13 protein-coding genes are annotated in these 16742 nt (G+C 70.6%); 4 read left to right on the top strand and 9 right to left on the bottom strand.

The window, feature by feature from the left end; genetic code table 11:
• The first annotated feature begins 62 nt into the window (after positions 1–62).
• Genes leuA through larC form a run of 3 tightly spaced genes read left to right on the top strand, consistent with a single transcriptional unit; the run spans position 63 to position 4789 of the window.
• Entirely contained in the window at positions 63–1805 is a 1743-nt protein-coding gene (gene leuA, locus AC1DIW_RS04825; protein ID WP_442279100.1) for a 2-isopropylmalate synthase, read from the top strand.
• A gap of 27 nt (positions 1806–1832) precedes the next feature.
• Positions 1833–3452, top strand: a complete 1620-nt coding sequence (locus AC1DIW_RS04830) for a glycosyltransferase family protein (RefSeq protein ID WP_478106650.1) — start codon at positions 1833–1835, stop codon at positions 3450–3452.
• A 47-nt stretch (positions 3453–3499) separates the two neighbouring features.
• Positions 3500–4789, top strand: a complete 1290-nt coding sequence (gene larC / locus AC1DIW_RS04835) for a nickel pincer cofactor biosynthesis protein LarC (RefSeq protein ID WP_478106651.1) — start codon at positions 3500–3502, stop codon at positions 4787–4789.
• Positions 4790–4814: 25 nt separating this feature from the next.
• On the opposite strand, the gene AC1DIW_RS04840 is transcribed toward larC, so the two are convergent.
• The 8 genes from AC1DIW_RS04840 to AC1DIW_RS04875 form a co-directional block, all read right to left on the bottom strand.
• Complete coding sequence (locus tag AC1DIW_RS04840) at positions 4815–5846, bottom strand: Gfo/Idh/MocA family protein (protein WP_478106652.1); 1032 nt, start codon at positions 5844–5846, stop codon at positions 4815–4817.
• A complete protein-coding gene (locus AC1DIW_RS04845) occupies positions 5843–6898 on the bottom strand; it encodes a Gfo/Idh/MocA family protein (RefSeq protein WP_442279104.1) in 1056 nt (351 codons plus the stop codon). The genes AC1DIW_RS04840 and AC1DIW_RS04845 overlap by 4 nt, the downstream gene beginning before the upstream one ends.
• Positions 6895–7722 carry a sugar phosphate isomerase/epimerase family protein gene (locus AC1DIW_RS04850; RefSeq protein ID WP_478106653.1) on the bottom strand — a complete coding sequence of 276 codons (828 nt, stop codon included), beginning with the start codon at positions 7720–7722 and terminating at the stop codon, positions 6895–6897. The genes AC1DIW_RS04845 and AC1DIW_RS04850 overlap by 4 nt, the downstream gene beginning before the upstream one ends.
• Before the next feature lie 24 nt (positions 7723–7746).
• Complete coding sequence (gene larB, locus AC1DIW_RS04855) at positions 7747–8451, bottom strand: nickel pincer cofactor biosynthesis protein LarB (protein WP_478106654.1); 705 nt, start codon at positions 8449–8451, stop codon at positions 7747–7749.
• Positions 8444–9382 carry an ATP-dependent sacrificial sulfur transferase LarE gene (gene larE, locus AC1DIW_RS04860; RefSeq protein WP_478106655.1) on the bottom strand — a complete coding sequence of 313 codons (939 nt, stop codon included), beginning with the start codon at positions 9380–9382 and terminating at the stop codon, positions 8444–8446. The genes larB and larE overlap by 8 nt, the downstream gene beginning before the upstream one ends.
• Positions 9379–10770: an NADP-dependent phosphogluconate dehydrogenase gene (gene gndA, locus AC1DIW_RS04865; protein ID WP_478106713.1), complete on the bottom strand. Its 1392-nt coding sequence runs from the start codon at positions 10768–10770 to the stop codon at positions 9379–9381. Before gndA ends, larE begins: the two co-directional genes overlap by 4 nt.
• A 202-nt stretch (positions 10771–10972) precedes the next feature.
• The gene (gene uidA, locus AC1DIW_RS04870) at positions 10973–12754 is read right to left on the bottom strand and encodes a beta-glucuronidase (protein ID WP_478106656.1); all 1782 of its coding nucleotides are present in this window, start codon (positions 12752–12754) and stop codon (positions 10973–10975) included.
• Positions 12755–13025: 271 nt separating this feature from the next.
• Positions 13026–13997 (bottom strand): hypothetical protein, encoded by a 972-nt coding sequence (locus AC1DIW_RS04875; RefSeq protein WP_478106657.1) that lies wholly within the window; start codon positions 13995–13997, stop codon positions 13026–13028.
• Positions 13998–14324: 327 nt separating this feature from the next.
• On the opposite strand from AC1DIW_RS04875, the gene AC1DIW_RS04880 reads away from it, so the two are divergent.
• The gene (locus tag AC1DIW_RS04880) at positions 14325–15395 is read left to right on the top strand and encodes a LacI family DNA-binding transcriptional regulator (RefSeq protein ID WP_478106658.1); all 1071 of its coding nucleotides are present in this window, start codon (positions 14325–14327) and stop codon (positions 15393–15395) included.
• On the opposite strand, the gene AC1DIW_RS04885 is transcribed toward AC1DIW_RS04880, so the two are convergent.
• Positions 15299–16645 carry a lactate racemase domain-containing protein gene (locus AC1DIW_RS04885; protein WP_478106659.1) on the bottom strand — a complete coding sequence of 449 codons (1347 nt, stop codon included), beginning with the start codon at positions 16643–16645 and terminating at the stop codon, positions 15299–15301. The genes AC1DIW_RS04880 and AC1DIW_RS04885 overlap by 97 nt on opposite strands.
• Positions 16646–16742 lie beyond the last annotated feature (97 nt).

A 16742-nucleotide genomic window follows, 5' to 3' on the forward strand; every position in this document is an offset into this window, starting at 1 on the left:
GTCGCGGAGTTTCCCGTGTCCGGCCGGACACCGAGCGAAACGCAGACGAAGAGAGTGCAGCGATGATCCACCCCCAGCAGACGTCGGGAATGCCGTTCCAGAAGTACGTCCCGTTCCACGAGCAGATCCCCTTCGAGCTCCCGGACCGCACGTGGCCGACGAAGCGCATCGAGCAGGCCCCGCGCTGGTGCGCCGTCGACCTGCGTGACGGCAACCAGGCCCTCATCGACCCGATGAACTCCGAGCGCAAGCTGCGCATGTTCCAGCTGCTCGTGAAGATGGGCTATAAGGAGATCGAGGTCGGCTTCCCGTCCGCGAGCCAGACCGACTACGACTTCTGTCGCGAGCTCATCGAGGGTGGCCACATCCCCGACGACGTGACGATCCAGGTGCTGACGCAGTGTCGCGACCACCTCATCGAGCGCACCTACGACGCGATCCGGGGCAGCAAGCAGGCCATCGTCCACTTCTACAACTCGACGTCGGCGCTGCAGCGCAAGGTCGTCTTCGGGCTCGACCAGGACGGCATCATCGACATCGCCGTCCAGGCGGCGCGCCTGTGCAAGAAGCTCGAGGAGACCATCCCGGACACGACGATCTACTACGAGTACTCGCCCGAGTCCTACACCGGCACCGAGCTCGACTTCGCGATGCGGATCTGCAACGCCGTCGTCGACGTCATCGACCCGACGCCGGACCACAAGATCATCGTCAACCTGCCGGCGACCGTCGAGATGGCGACACCCAACGTCTACGCCGACTCCATCGAGTGGATGGTCCGTCACCTCGAGCGCCGTGAGTCCATCGTCGTGAGCCTCCACCCGCACAACGACCGGGGCACGGGCGTGGCCGCCGCGGAGCTCGGCTACCTCGCCGGCGCGGACCGCATCGAGGGCTGCCTCTTCGGCAACGGGGAGCGCACCGGCAACGTCTGCCTGGTCACGCTCGGGATGAACCTCTTCAGCCAGGGCATCGACCCGCAGATCGACTTCAGCGACATCGACGAGGTGCGCCGCACCGTCGAGTACTGCAACCAGCTGCCGGTGGGCGAGCGACACCCCTACGGCGGCGACCTCGTCTTCACCGCCTTCTCCGGCTCGCACCAGGACGCCATCAAGAAGGGGTTCGAGGCGATGGCGGCCGAGGCCAAGGAGAAGGGCACGAGCATCGACGACCTCGTCTGGGGTGTGCCCTATCTCCCGATCGACCCGCACGACATGGGCCGGTCGTACGAGGCCGTCGTCCGGGTCAACAGCCAGTCCGGCAAGGGCGGCGTCGCCTACATCATGAAGACCGAGCACCAGATGGACCTGCCGCGCCGGCTGCAGATCGAGTTCTCCGGTGTCGTCCAGCGCGGCGTCGACCAGGACGGTGGCGAGGTCGCTCCCGCCGAGCTGTGGGGCCGGTTCCAGGACGAGTACCTGCCGGACCCGGCACGCCCGTGGGGCCGCTTCGAGCTCGTCAACGTCGTCACCGACTCGACCGTCGACGGAGCCAGCACGATCGAGGCCACGGTGCGCGACGGCGGCGAGTCCCGGACGATCACCGGGACGGGCAACGGCCCGATCGCGGCCTTCGTCGATGCACTGGCGACGGTCGAGGGCACCCCGGACGTGCGTGTCCTCGACTACGCCGAGCACGCCCTGTCCGCTGGTGGCGACGCCCGCGCTGCGGCATACGTCGAGTGTGCCGTCGGCGAGCGTGTCCTCTGGGGCGTCGGTGTCGACCCGTCGATCGTCACCGCGTCCATCAAGGCCATCGTGTCGGCGGTCAACCGGGCCGAGAGGGACGCCCCGGTCGCCTGACCCGGCGCTGTGCTAGCCTCCCCGCCCATGGAGCGACGGGTCGGACTTGGCCTGCAGCGCCTGGTCGGGGTCCTTCTCGTCGTCGTCGCCGTGGGGACGCTCGTCACTCCACGACTGCCCAACATCACCTATCACTGGTGGGTGGTGGCTCCCACGGCGGCGGTCGCGCTCCTGTTGGCCACCCGCCTCCGGGTGCCGCGGCGTGTGCTCGGCCGCCACGTTCCCCTGGGCGTCGCGATGGGTGGTGGCGTCGTGAGCATGGTGCTGGGCCAGTTGCTGCGCTACGGCTACGGGTGGGACGCGGGCTACATCAACAGCATCGCGCGCACGGTCCAGCTCGGCCGCCCTCTGGTGCAGGGGGTCTACGACTACCTGTCGCTCTATCCCAACAACGTCCCTCTCATCGCCATCGAGCGGGCCGGGGCGGCCGTCGGTGCCGGGCTCGGCCTGTCCGCGAACGCCGTGCTCATCACCCTCAACGGGCTCTGCGTGGGCGTGACGCTGTATGCCGTGCACGCCCTCGTCGTGCGCGTGGCAGGACGGGGCGCCGCCCTCGTCGCGCAGCTGCTCGTCCTGGGGCTGGTCGGCCTCTCCCCGTGGGTCAGCGTGGTCTACACCGACCTCTATGCCATGCCCTTCACCGTGGGGGCGCTGGCTTTGGTCGTCGCTGCATGGCAGCAGCCGTGGGGAGCTCGTGCAGCCGTGCTCGGGATCCTCGGCGTCGCATCGGCCGCGGCTGCCTATGTCATCAAGACGACACCCGTCGTGCTCGTCGTGGGCATCGTCGGCTGTCTGCTGCTGTCGGCAGCGGCGTCCGCGCCCGACCCGGAGGTCGGGCAGGACCGCCGTCGACGCAACAGGCAGCGGGCCGGCGCCGTCGCGGGCGCGGTTGCCGCGCTCGCCGTCTTCCTCGGGGCGAGCGCGGTCCTCACCGGTGCAGCCGGGGTCGCCTCGGGCGTCGACCTGTCGCGCGTGCGCGAGGGAGCGTCGCCGCCACTGCTGTGGTGGGTGGCCAACGGCATGGACGTGAAGGTCGACCGCGGCAACGGGCACGTCAGCTACGGCTCCTACAGCCAGCCCATGGTCGACGCGATCGAAGGGCGCGACCAGGCGCAGATGCGCGACTACTCGCGCAGCTACATCGAGACCCGCTGGCAGGAGCGCGGCCTGCCCGGCACGATCGGCTTCTACGCGGACAAGGCCGTGTGGAACTGGGGAGACGGCATGTTCTGGGCCTGGGGTGAGGGGCTGGACGCGAGGCCGGGCGTCTATCGCGGCCGAGGGCCGGTGACCACCGCTCTCGCCGAGGTCAACGGTCTGCACGGGACGCTCTACCCGCTCCGGGCGGATCTCACCCAGGGACTCTGGCTGGCGCTCCTGCTCGGGGCGGGGGTGGGGCTCCTGCGAGCGCCCTTCCGGCGAGACGTGCTCCTGCTCGCCCTGTCGGTCCTGGGCATCGGCCTGTTCACCCTGCTCTTCCAGGGACGATCCCGCTACCTCTTCGTCTTCCTGCCGGTCGTCGTTGCCCTCGCAGCGGCCGTCCGTCCGAACCTGCCCCTCGTCGGCGGGACCGGATGGCGCCGCGGGACCGGGCGGCACCGCGGGACCAGTCGGCACCGCGCGCTCAGGGCGGCCCGGCTGCCCTGACGCGGGCGTGGCTCACACCGGCGTGACCCGTCGCCTACGGTGAGGGGATGAGCTCGAGGAACGGTCGCGCCGGGGTCGACGTGTGGTTGGACGTGTCCGCCGGGGTCGCCGGGGACATGCTCCTCGGCGCGCTCGTCGACGCGGGTGCCTCACTGGCTGTTGCGCAGACCGCCGTCGACTCCGTGATCCCGGGGACCGTGCGGCTCGTGACGCACGAGACGGAGCGGGCCGGCATGCGCGCCCTCAAGGTCGAGGTCGAGCTGCTCGCGCCGGACCAACACCACCGGCCCTGGTCCGAGATCCGGGACCGGCTGCGCGACGCCGACCTCGACGACACGGTGCGCCAGTGGTCGCACGCAGCCTTCGAGCGGTTGGCGGTCGCCGAGTCACGGGTGCACGGCAAACGCATCGACGACGTCCACTTCCACGAGGTCGGGGCCTGGGACTCCATCGCGGACGTCGTCGGCAGCTGCGCGGCGCTCGTCGACCTCGGGGCGCGCACCGTGACGGCCGGCCGGTTGTCGTTGGGGTCGGGCTCGGTCCGCGCCGCGCACGGCCGCGTGCCCGTGCCGGTCCCCGCCGTCCTGGAGCTGTGCCGTGGCTGGGACGTGACCTCGGGCGGTGACGGTGAGCTCGCGACGCCGACGGGTGTGGCGCTCGTGACGGCCCTCGTGCAGCGCCAGGCGGGACTGCCGGCCATGACCGTCATCTCGGTCGGCGTCGGCGCCGGGACCAAGGAGCACCCGGACCGCCCCAACGTCGTGCGTGTCGTCGTCGGACGACCCCTGGCACCCACCGAGAGTGCGGCTGCCCCGGTCGCCGGCGGGAGACTCGACGCCGGCGACAACGTCCCCGAACAGCTGTGCGTGCTGGAGGCCAACGTCGACGACCTCGACCCCCGCCTGTGGCCGACCGTGGTCGACGCCCTGCTGGCGGCGGGCGCCCGAGACGCGTGGACCACCCCGATCACCATGAAGCGCGGCCGGCCGGCCCAGCTGCTGTCCGTCCTCGCGGCTCCGGGCCACGTGGTGGCGCTCCGGGACCTCGTGTTCGCCTCGACGAGCACCATCGGCGTGCGCGTCACCGACGTCACCCGCTGGGCACTCGACCGCGGCTGGACCGACGTCGACGTCGCAGGTCAGCGCGTCGGTATCAAGGTGGCCCACCGGCAAGGTCGGATCGTCAACGCGGCCGCGGAGTTCCGTGACGTCGAGGCTGCCGCCGCGGGCCTCCGGCTCCCGGTGCGCGAGGTGCTCGACGCCGCTGAGGCGGCCGCTGCGGCAGAGGGTCTGGCCCGCGGTGCTCGCGTGCCGGAGGGGCTGCGCCCGACGCCGTGAGGTCGTGCCGTCGCCGCCACCTCACTCAGGGTCTGGGACCCAGCAGGTCGGCCGACTGGTCATACACCGCGGTGATGATCTTCAGGCTCTCGAGTGCCTCAGCGGGGCCGATCGAGAAGGGGGTGCCAGCGCGGACGTGTCGGTAGAAGTCGTCGATGAGGTCCCGGTGGGAGGCACCCCAGTAGGCCTTCTCGCCGTGACCGATCCCTGTCTCCCGAATGGTGTCGACGCGACCGTCGGCGTGTTCGACCCGGACGTCGGTGTCCAGCTTGACGATGCCGCGTTCGGCGATCAGCTCCAGGGTGACCGGGGCGTTGGCGACGTAGCCGTTGCTGGCATGGAACAACGACCGGCGGCCCCCGGCGTGGCCGAGCTGGAGGGCGGCGGTGTCCTCCACCTCGATGGTGTCGGACAGCGCGACCCGAGTCGCCACGCCGCGCACCGTGGTCACCTCACCGAGGAACCACTGCAGGAGGTCCAGGGTGTGGATCGCCTGGTTGATGAGCACCCCGCCGCCGCTCTCGGACCACCGACCGCGCCACGGGCGACTCGCGTAGTAGGACTCGTCGCGGAACCACGTGACCGCCGCGCGGCCGCCGAGGAGGGCCCCCAGGGTGCCTCCCTCGAGCAGGTCGCGGATCGCCAGGATCGTGGGGTTGAAACGGTTCTGGAAGCACACCCCGAGGGTGGCGGTGCTGGACCTCGCGGCCCGCACCAGGGCCTCACCGTCCGCGACCGTCGTGGCCACAGGCTTCTCGAGCAGGACGTGCACCCCGCGGCGCAGGCTCTCGATGGCCATCGCGGCGTGGAGGTGGTGGGGCGTGCAGATGTGCACGACGTCGGGCTGCGCCTCATCGAGCATCCGGGTCAGGTCCGGGTAGCCGGGCACCCCGCGATCGGCGACGACCGCGGCCACCGCGGCCTCATCCGTGTCTGCCACCGCAACGAGGACCGCGTCAGGGTTGGCGCTGATGGCGTCCAGGTGCTGCGACGCGATGGACCCGCAGCCGACCAGCCCGACGCGCAACGTGGCCGCCTCTATCGGTCGATGGGTCACAGCCGCACCGGACGGCCGGTGGTGGCGGACTCGTAGAGGCCCAGGATGACGGCGAGCGAGGTCCGGGCGTCGGACGTGCTGACGCGGGGAGCGCCTCCCGTGGTGACCGCGGCGATGAAGTCGGCGAGCTGCAGCCGGTGGGCATGGCCGAAGCTGAGCTCGTCCGGACCGATCTGGTGGGCGGCCGTGACCTGGTTGCCACCCGTCATGCTCGACATCCCGATCTCCGTGGCCGCGCCCACCGTCTCGTGGAGGTAGACGAGCTGGTCGTCGGAGACGACGGCTGAGCCCTTGGTGCCGTAGACCGACAGCCGGGCGTCCAGCCCGGGGTAGGCGGCGGTGGTGCCGTGGATCATGCCGAGCGCGCCGCTTTCGAACCGGAGCACCGCGACCGCGGTGTCCTCGACCTCGATGTGTTCGTGCGCCAGGCAGGCGGTGTAGGCGAACACCTCCACCGGAGTGCCGACCATGGTGAGCATGAGGTTGATGGTGTGCACGGTCTGGTTCATGACGGCTCCGCCGCCGTCGAGCGCCCACGTGCCGCGCCACTCGCCGGAGTCGTAGTAGCTCTGCCCTCGCCACCAGGCGTGGGAGGCGATCGCGGAGGTGATCGAGCCCAGCGTCCCGTCGGTCACCGCCTGCAGGACCGTCTCGGTGGAGCGGTCGAAGCGGTGCTGCGAGATCACCGTGGCCTTCCTGCCGGACCGGGCCTCGGCGTGGATGATGCGGTCCGCAGCAGCCAGGCTGACGTCGATCGGCTTCTCGATGACGACGTGCTTGCCGGCGTCCAGCGCCGCGACCGCGACATCTGCGTGCAGACCGCTGGGGGTGCACACGGTGACGGCGTCGATGTCGTCGCGAGACAGCAGCGCCGTCAGGTCGTCGGTGTGCTCGGCGCCATGCTGCTCGGCCAGGGCGAGCGCCTTGGGGCGGTCGACGTCGACGACGGCGACGAGCTCGGCGGTCTCGGGCAGCTCGGCGAGGGCGGCCGCGTGCACCGCGCCGATCATGCCGGCACCGATGACCGCGAACCGGACTCTCTTGCCGCTCATACGTATTCGATCCCTTCGCTGTCCAGCAGCGCCGTGAAGGTCTTCGTCGCGTGGGCGAAGAGGTCGGCACCGGTGAAGCCGCCCAAGCTGTGGGTGCTGCCCAGGTGTGGCTCCATGGAGAAGAACCCATCGAAGCCGTCGGCCCGCAGCGCGCGGATCGTCCGGCGCACCTCGCCGTCGCCCTCACCGGCCGGCACGACCTCGCCGGTGGCTGCGAGCGCGTCCTTGATCTGGATGTAGGCCAGGTGCGGCCGCAGCCGGTCGTAGCCCTCGGTGAACGGGCGAACGCCGCACTGAACGTAGTTGGCGGCGTCCCACGCGAGCTTGAACTGCGGCGAGTCCACCGATTCGACGAGGTCCAGGACGCGGTCTGGGACGTCGCCGTAGATGTCCTTCTCGTTCTCGTGCAGCAGCACCACGTCGTGGCCGGCCGCGGCGTCGACCAAGGCGCGCATCCGGCGGATCACCTCGTCGCGGTGGTCCGCTGGCGCCTCGTCGTCGCGCAGGAAGAACGAGAACAACCGGATGTAGGGCGCGCTGAGCCGCTCAGCCACCGTCAGTGCCCGGTCCATCCGCCGCAGGTGCGCCTCGAAGTCGTCCTCGATGTCGATCTTGCCGATGGGTGAGCCGATCGACGACACCGAGATGGAGTATGCGGCCAGGACGCTCTCGACCTCGCTCAGCTGCTCGTCGGACAAGTCCAGGACGTTGACGTCCCACGCGCTGCGCAGCTCGATGTGGGTGATGTCGAGCTCTCTGAGCACCTGACACTGTGTGGCCAGGTCAGGGTCGATCTCGTCGGCGAATCCGGACAGGGTCCACACGTGGGGCTGCTCCTTCGATGGTGGTCAGGGGGCGGCGATCTGCGCGGCGAGGTGGCCGGCGCCGTAGCCGTTGTCGATGTTGACGACGCCGACCCCGGGGGAGCACGCGTTGAGCATCGCCAGCAGGGGAGCGAGCCCCCCGAATGCCGCACCGTAGCCGACGGACGTGGGCACGGCGACGACCGGGGAGGCGGCGAGCCCCGCGACGACGCTCGGAAGGGCCCCGTCCATGCCGGCGACCACGACGATGACCCGCGCACGGTCGATGAGGTCGCGGCGGGCGAGGACTCGGTGCAGTCCGGCCACGCCGACGTCGACGACGAGCTCGGTCTCGCGGCCGAGGAAGCGTGCCGTCAGCACTGCCTCGCGCGCGACGGGCAGGTCGGACGTGCCGGCACAGAAGACGGCGACGAGGCCGCCGCTGGGGGCCGGAGGGTCCGGCGGCCAGGCGAGAAGCCGGGCTGTCTTGTCGTGCAAGGCATTCGGCAGGATGTCGAGCACTGCTTCGGCGTGCTCGACGCCCGCCCGGGTGAAGAGAACGGCACCAGACGTGGTCCCGTCGGCGGCGGCGTCACGAAGCCGCTCGGCGATGGTGCGCACCTGCTCCGGTGTCTTGCCCTCGCAGTAGATCGCCTCGGGATACCCGCGGCGCGCCCTTCGCCCGAGGTCGAGCTCGGCCACCTCGAAGGGGTCGGTTGCACCGACGCTGCTGCCTCCCGCGTCAGCCACCGGTGACCTGGACGAGCGGCAGGGTGAAGGCGCCGGACTGGATGCCGGCGACGTCGACGGCGACGAACGTGAAACCCGCCGCCCGCCCGGCCTCGTGCACGGCGGTGCGGACGGGCGCGGACATCGCGCGTTCGAGGTCGGGGTCGGGAAGCTCGATCCGGGCAACCTGCCCGTGGTGGCGCACCCGGCAGTCGACAAAGCCCAAGGCCCGCACGGCCGCTTCGAGCTGCTCGACCTGGGCGAGCTTGGCGGGGTCGACCCTGGAGAAGTGCGGGATGCGGGAGGCCAGGCACGGAGCAGCAGGCTTGTCGGCGTTGGGGAGTCCGAGCGCTCGGGCCAGCGCGCGCACGTCCGACTTGGTCAGGCCGGCGTCGGCGAGCGGCCGGAGCACCCCGTGCTCGGTGGCCGCCCGGGAGCCGGGGCGGTCGGGCCGGCGCGCGTCGTCGGCGTTCTCGCCGTACGCGACGGCAGCGAGCTCGTGCGCGGCCGCGACGTCGTCGGAGATCCGCGTGAAGAGCTCGTCCTTGCAGTGGAAGCAGCGGTCGGGTCCGTTGGCCCGGTAGGCCGGGTTGTCGCCCTCGTGCGTGGGGACCTCGACGATCGGGGCGCCGATGTGGGCGGCGACGTCGTGGGCGCCACGACGCTCGTCGGCCGCCAGGCTGGGGGAGACGCCGATGACGGCGACGACCCGGGCCGGTCCGAGCGCGCGCACCGCGAGGGCGAGCAGGAGGCCTGAGTCGACGCCACCCGAGAAGGCGACGCCGAGCCGGCCGGTTCGGGACGGCATACCTCGGCGGATGTGGTCCGCGACGAGGTCCGCGTGGCGCCGGAGGTGCGGGGGGAGGCCGTCGTTGCCCTCCACCGGCCACGCGTCCCTGGGACCCGGCGTCATCGGTCCGGTCTCGTCGATCTGCGTCGATGGGTCGGTCACGGCGCGGCGACCTCGCTCCGGTCGCCCGACCACAGCGTGTGGAAGACACCCGCGCGGTCGGTGCGGCCGTAGGTGTGGGCGCCGAAGTTGTCGCGCAGCCCCTGCACGAGCGCGGCCGGCAGACGCTCGGCCCGCACGGTGTCGTAGTAGGCGAGGGCGCTCGAGAAGCCGGGCACGGGTACGCCCGCAGTCACTCCGAGCGCGACGACGCGTCGCCACGCGTCCTGACGGTCCGCGAGCCCGGAGGCGATGCTCGGGGCGACCAGGAGGGTGGCGAGCCTGCCGGCGGCGTACTCGTCGCTGATCTGGGCCAGGAGGCGCGCGCGGATGATGCAGCCGCCGCGCCAGATGCGGGCCACGGTCGCGATGTCGACGTCCCAGCCGTACTCGTCGCTGGCCTTGCGGATCTGCTCGAGCCCCTGGGCGTAGGCCACCACCTTGGACGACCAGAGCGCGTCACGGACGTCGTCGACGAAGCGCTGCTGATCGTCAACGGAGACAGCGCGATCCGGCCCGACGAGCACACCGCGGGCGGCGTCACGCACGGCGGTGTCACCGGACCCGGACCGGGCGAAGACCGACTCGGCGATCGTCGACACGGGCACGCCGAGCTCGAGTGCCGTCTGCACGGTCCAACGGCCGGTGCCCTTCTGCTCGGCCGCGTCGACGATGACGTCGACAAGGGAGCCGCCGGTGCCCGCGTCGACCTGGTCGAGCACCTCCGCCGTGATCTCGATGAGGAAGGAGTCGAGCTCGCCGGTGTTCCACTCCCTGAAGACGCCGGCCGCCTCGGCCGCCGTCAACCCGGCCGCCGAGAGGAGGTCGTAGGCCTCGGCGATGAACTGCATGTCGGCGTACTCGATGCCGTTGTGGACCATCTTGACGAAGTGACCCGCGCCGTCCGGGCCCATCCAGGCGCAGCACGGCTCGCCGTCGACCTGCGCGGCGATGGACTCGAGGATCGGGCCGAGGGCGGCATACGACTCCTTGGAGCCGCCGGGCATGATCGACGGCCCCTCGAGCGCGCCGACCTCGCCGCCCGAGATGCCGGTGCCGACGAAGTGCAGGCCGTGCTCGCGCAGCCGCGCCTCGCGTCGGCGGGTGTCCTCGAAGTGGGCGTTGCCTCCGTCGACGACGATGTCGCCCTCCTCGAGCAGCGGCACGAGCTCGTCGATGACCGCGTCGGTGGGACCGCCCGCCTTGACCATGACGATGATCCGTCGAGGGCGTTCGAGGGAGGCCACGAAGTCGGCGGTGGACTCGGAGGGCACGAAGGTGCCCTCGGAGCCGTGCTCTTCGATGAGTGCGCGGGTCTTGGCGTTGGTGCGGTTGTGGACGGCGACGGTGTGGCCGTGGCGGGCGAGGTTGCGGGCGAGGTTGCTGCCCATGACGGCGAGGCCGGTCACACCGATGGTGGCGAGGTCAGACACGAGGACTCCTTGAGTGGGGAGGACACGACCGTATGCCGTGTGGCCCGGGGCGGGAAGGGCGCGGTCGCGACGGCGCTGTCACGGCCGCGCCCCGAGGCTCGGGGCGACGCCGGCACCCGGCGGGCAGCGGCGCCCGAGGTCTTCAGCACGCCCGAGGTCTTCAGGCGTCCTTGCGCCAACGGCGACGGAGCGCGAAGGCGGCGGCCTTGGGTTTGCGGTCGCGGGTGAAGGCACCCTTCTTGTTCCCGTCGACCCGCATGATGCCGGAGGTCGTCGCGAAGTCGGCGAAGTTCCACACGTGCTCGCCGACCACGGCGTCGCACGCGTCGAAGACCCGGTGGTTCATGTCGAGGTAGTCGACCTGGTACTCCTCGCTCCATGGCTGCGGGGTGAGCGAGTGGTTGCCGGCCAGGGTGTCCGCGCCGTACTCGGTGACGATGATCGGCTTGCCCTCGGACGCCCAGCCCTCGAGCTCGGCGGTCCACGCGATCTCGGCGCTGGCGAGGTCACCGGTGTTGACGTACCAGCCGTAGTAGCGGTTGAGCATGAGCACGTCGGCGAACTGGGAGACGCGGCACGCGCCGTGGGGAGCGAGCATGACGTTGACGAAGCCGACGGGGCGCGTCGGGTCGGCGTCGCGGGCGACGTCGAAGAGCGGACGGAAGTAGTCCTCGGAGGCCTCGGTGTCGGATTCCGGCTCGTTGGCGATCGACCACAGCACGACGCTCGGGTGGTTCTTGTCGCGCGCGATGAGCTCACGGATCGCCTGGGCGTGGACCTCGCGGGAGCTCTCGTTGATCGTCTCGGGGGAGAAGGTCGTGTAGCCCTGGCCGCCGAAGATGCCGCCGCCGAGGCCCATGTTGAGGCCGACGGCTGCGGTCTCGTCGATGATGACGATGCCGTGGCGGTCCGCGTGGTCGAGGACGTCCTCGGAGTAGGGGTAGTGCGACGTGCGGAAAGAGTTGGCGCCGACCCAGTCGAGCAGCTCGAAGTCCTGGACGAGGTGGGCGGGGCTGTGCGCCTTGCCGATCGTCGCGTGGTCCTCGTGCATGCCGAATCCCTTGAAGTAGAAGGGATCGTTGTTGATGAGGAACTCGGTGCCGCGGACCTCGACCGTGCGGATCCCGACGGACTGGTGGTAGCTGTCGAGGACGACGTCCGAGTCGTCGACGAGCTGGACCTCGAGGTCGTAGAGGTAGCCGTGCCCCGGCGCCCAGAGGTGGACGTCGTCGACGGAGAGGGATCCGCTGGAGCCGGTGCCCGTCGCGACCACGCGCCCCGCGGCGTCGCGCAGGACGACCCGGACCTCGAGGCCGTCGGAGTCGGCGGTCGCCACCGCGTAGTCCACCGAACCCACGGTGCCGGTGAAGCCGGTGACGACCGTGATGTCCTCGACGCGGGCCTGGGGTGTGGCAGCGAGCCAGACCGAGCGGTGGATGCCGGCGAAGTTGAAGAAGTCGTGCCAGTAGCGCTGGGCCCTGCCGCCCGCCGTGTCCTCGATGACACCCGGTGGGATCGACTGGAAGCTCAGCGTGTTGTTGACGAGCGCCGTGATGCGCACCTCCTCGCCCGGCGTGACGAACTCCGTGACGTCGGCCTCGAATGGGGTGTAGCCACCCTCGTGACTGACGACCTCGTGGTCACCGACCCAGACGGTGGCGCGGTGCGTGGCCGACTCGAAGTGGAGGACGATGCGCTCACCGGCCCAACCACGCGGGACGTGGACGGTGCGTTGGTACCAGATGTCGCCGAAGTAGTCGCGGACCGCGGCGTCAGCCGTCAGGTCGTTGAAGCTCGCCGGCACGGCCATGTCGCGCGGGGCGGGGAGGGCGTCGCGGAACCACCCGGCGTCGCGCCCGGTGGAGTCACCGTCGAGCTGGAACGACCAGATGCCGTCGAGGCGCTTGGTCTCGCGGGTGGAGGTGTCCTGGGGGCGCAGCATGGTGGGGCCTTTCGTGAGCGGTGGGGCGTTGCTCCATTGAGTCACCGCCCCGCCGTCCAGCGCGAGCGATTGCCACCAGTTGCCACGACCCATCCAAAGACCAATCCGTCCGCCCGCCCGCCCCCTGATCGAAAGAGCAATCCGTCCGCCCACCTCCCCGATCGAAAGAGCGATCCGTCCGCCCACCTCCCCGATCGAAAGAGCGATCCGTCCGCGCGCAGCCGTGTGTATGCCGTGTCGCCCCCCTTGATCGAAAGAGCAATCCGTCCGGTCACCGGCCCCGCGCGCGCAGTCGCCGGGCGCGGATCTCGGCGAGCTCGAGCATTCGCGTGCTGAAGAACCGCGGATGGATCGCGTTCAGGTCCAAGGATGCCGGCGGTTGTCCCAGCTTGTCCGCCACCTGCAGGACCAGGTCAATCCGAGACTGGTCCATGTTGATGTGGTCGTTCCATACGGGCACAACAGCCCAATCGTGGTCGCAGAACCCGGCGAAGCGCACCTCGTCCTGCGCGCGCTGCTCGTCGCTGTCGTGGAACTCCCGTCCTTGGTACTCCAGCAGGAGGCGTTGCTTCTTCCAGCGCATGTCCGGCCGACCGAGCCAGAGCCGACCCGGTCCGTAGATCGGTTTGTTGAGCTCGGGCTCGGGCAGGCACGCCCGGACGAGGACGAGTCTGGTTCGCGTCTCGCCCGGAGACTCCGAGCCCACCCGGATCCACTCGAGGGCCTCGAGGAGCGTGAGTTTGCCTCGCGGGGCGACTCGAGCGTCGAGCGCTTCACGCAGCGGTTCGACCGAGCCCAGCGCGTTCGCGACGGCATCACCCATGATCACGAGATCGTCGAGTCCGAGGGGAAACCCGGGAGCGATGAGCTCTCCTATGTCGACCCAGGTATCCGCGAGGTTAGTCACCGGCACGCCGCACACGTCGACGACATCCCGGCTGGAGAGCCCGCGGTGCCCGACGACGCCGCGGCGGCGCACGGCCCCGTCCCGCGCGTCGCGCATGACGTGAATCGAGTGGTCATCATCGACTGACATCGGCAGCGGAAGTCCATGGAGGCGGGCAGCGCTGAGATGCGAGAAGGCGTGGCACTCGACGACGAGGGAGATCGCGGCACATCGGTGTGCCAAGGACTCGAGCGCGTTCGCGGTCCACACGCCCCGGACGGGTGCCTCGAGGTTGAGCCGGTGCACCTGGTGCCTGGTCAGCCCCCACACCGTGGCCATGGCCGACGTGAACGGCATGCGGCCGAGCGGATCTGGGAGCGACGGATGCATCGTCCGATGGTGGCGCACCCGTCGGGAGTTGCGCGGTGACGACGACCGGGCCTGTGGACAACCGGTGCTTCGACCCGACCAGGTCACACGGCATACGCCCACGGAAGCGGACGGATTGCTCTCTCGATCGGGAAGGGCGGACGGATTGCTCTCTCGATTGGGGAAGTGGGCAGGCGGATGGCTCTCTCGATCGGGAAGGGGGCGGACGGAATGCTCTCTCGATTGGGGAAGTGGGCAGGCGGACGGATTGCTCTTTCGATTGTGGGTGGGGGCGTGGCTCCATAGATTGGCGGGATGGAGCGACGGCCGACGATCTACGACGTGGCCGAGGCTGCGGGGGTCGCGGCGTCGACGGTGTCGCGGGCGTTTGCGCGCCCGGGCCGCGTCAACGCCGAGACGGCGGCACGGATCTTCGCCGCCGCGGAGGCTCTCGGCTACCGCACGACCTCCCTGCCCGGCCTCGTCCCGAGCCGGACCAGGACGCTCGCCCTCGTCGTCACCGACATCACCAACCCCTTCTACGGCGACATCATCCGCGGAGCGCACGAGGCCGCCGGCGAGCTCGGCTACACCCTCCTGCTCTCGCACACCCAGGAGGACGCCCAGCTCGAGCGGGAGTGGACCGAGCGGGAGCTGCGGGCCGTCGAGGGCGTGCTGCTGACGAGCTCCCGGATGTCGGACCAGGCGATCCGGATGATGGCCAAGCAGAAACCGGTCATCGTCCTCAACCGTCGGCTGCCCGAGGTGCCGAGCATCCTCGTCGACAACGCCCGCGGCGTCCGACGTGCGGTCGAGCACCTGACCGAGCTCGGCCACGACTCGATCACCTACGTCGCCGGTCCCGAGTCGAGCTGGACCGACGGTGTCCGCTGGCAGGCCCTGCGCGAGGCGACCTACGAGCTCGACATCCGCGTGCGCCGGGTCGGCCCGTGCAACAGCCCCACGGTGCAGGCAGGTTTCGGGCGCGCGAGCGAGATCGCGGCCCAGGGGGCCACAGCCGTCATCGCCTACAACGACGTCGTCGCCATCGGCGTCCTCAAGGGCCTGCTCCGTCTCGGGCTACGCGTCCCGGACGACGTGAGCATCGTCGGTTTCGACAACACGCTCCTCGCCGAGATCACCGAGCCGGAGCTGACCACGGTCGCAGCACCGTTGCACGCGATGGGCGCCACCGGGGTCAGGAACCTCGTCGCCATGGCCGGCGGCGCGGTGCCGAGCCGTGAGCCCATCGTCATGCCGGTGCGACTCGTCGTGCGCCGCTCGACGGGTCAGCGCAGCCGGAAGAGGACCTCGCCGGCGTTCGGCACGACGAACGCCCCGCCCTCCGCCTCGGCGGCGACGTCGATGGAGGCAGGGTCGGCGTAGCCGAGGTTGGCGGCACGGCATACGTCCTCGGGAATCTGGGTCGCGAGCGTGACCCGCACCCGCAGGCGCTCCTCGCCCGTCTCGGCGTCGTAGGTGCCGGCACCGCGCAGGTGGGTCGAGTGCGCGAGCGTGCCCCAGTGGATGTGCTTGAACCGGTCCCACTGCTTCACGAAGTAGTCGCGACAGTGGTAGCCGATCTCGTTGATCTCGGGGTGGCTCGTCGAGATCTCGGTGATGTGCGGGGCGTAGATGACGACCTCGCCGCCGTCGGCCACGGCAGGCTCGAGCTTGTAGAAGCCCTTGGCCCCCGTCCAGATGTCCTCGTACATCTCCGGGATGATCGAGATGACGCGGTCGACGGGCTCGTCGAGATACGTGACATGGGTGGCCGCGCAGACCTCCGCCGCGTTGGCCCACGACGAGATCGTGTCGCCGAACGAGATGGAGTGCAGGTCAAGCGAGCCGGACTCGCCGACGACGCACAGGGCCAGCTTCTCGGCCGGCACGAGTGAGGCGCCCTCGTTGATGAGGGCCCGGACCGGGGTGATGTCCGTCGTGCCGATGATCTCGGCCGACGTGATGAGCGCTCCGATCCAGTGCGAGACGTCGATGATGTCCTGGCCCGCGACACCGGGGAAGAAGTACTTGTTGCCCCCGGAGATGCCGACGACCTCGTGCGGCAGCACCGGCCCGACGACGAGCGCGACGTCGTGCTCGACCACGGCACGGTTGAGCAGCACCGGCACATCCATCGACAGCCGTCCCTCGGACAGCTCGGACAGGCGGGCCGCCGGGATCGTGCCGAGGTCGGCGAAGGTCGAGGGCTCCCACCACTCGTGGTTGAGCACGGTCATGCCGGGATACGTCGCCTCGAGCGCGCCCTCCTCGTAGCCGAGGTGGGTGGCGAGGGCGGCGGCCGACATCGGCTGGTGCGTGCCGAGCGCGATGAGCGTGGTCATCCGGCTGACCCGCCCGTGCAGCGCTCGGTGCACGGCGCCGACGAGGAGCGGGAGGGGGCAGGAGCGGGTGCCGTCGGGGACGACGATGCAGACGCTCTTCCCGTCGAGGTCGACGCCGCGGAGCTGCTCCTCGATGAACGCCGTGACCGCCTCGGGTGCGAGGACACCCTCGGTGCCACCCAGCCGAACGGCGCGACGCGCGGCCTGCGCCGGTGTCTCGTCGGCGGACGGGCTCGGGCCGGGGGCGGTCGCGGGAGTGATCGCCGGGGTGGTCGCGGGGGCGGTGGTCATGGCCCCACTCTCGCCCCGGCCGCCGCGCGCGGACAAGGGCTCCCGGCAACTCGTGGCAACTCATGGGCACCCGCGCGGCGCCGGAGCACGATGGCAT

This window comes from Terrabacter sp. 01T434, assembly GCF_056398545.1.

What these genes read in the sequence shown, in the direction of transcription:
- AC1DIW_RS04830 (WP_478106650.1), top strand. Translation starts at nt 1,833, where the DNA reads ATGGAGCGACGGGTCGGACTTGGCCTGCAGCGCCTGGTCGGGGTCCTT.
- AC1DIW_RS04885 (WP_478106659.1), bottom strand. Translation starts at nt 16,645, where the DNA reads ATGACCACCGCCCCCGCGACCACCCCGGCGATCACTCCCGCGACCGCC.
- leuA (WP_442279100.1), top strand. Translation starts at nt 63, where the DNA reads ATGATCCACCCCCAGCAGACGTCGGGAATGCCGTTCCAGAAGTACGTC.
- larC (WP_478106651.1), top strand. Translation starts at nt 3,500, where the DNA reads ATGAGCTCGAGGAACGGTCGCGCCGGGGTCGACGTGTGGTTGGACGTG.
- gndA (WP_478106713.1), bottom strand. Translation starts at nt 10,770, where the DNA reads ATGGGCAGCAACCTCGCCCGCAACCTCGCCCGCCACGGCCACACCGTC.
- AC1DIW_RS04880 (WP_478106658.1), top strand. Translation starts at nt 14,325, where the DNA reads ATGGAGCGACGGCCGACGATCTACGACGTGGCCGAGGCTGCGGGGGTC.
- AC1DIW_RS04845 (WP_442279104.1), bottom strand. Translation starts at nt 6,898, where the DNA reads ATGAGCGGCAAGAGAGTCCGGTTCGCGGTCATCGGTGCCGGCATGATC.
- AC1DIW_RS04875 (WP_478106657.1), bottom strand. Translation starts at nt 13,997, where the DNA reads ATGCCGTTCACGTCGGCCATGGCCACGGTGTGGGGGCTGACCAGGCAC.
- uidA (WP_478106656.1), bottom strand. Translation starts at nt 12,754, where the DNA reads ATGCTGCGCCCCCAGGACACCTCCACCCGCGAGACCAAGCGCCTCGAC.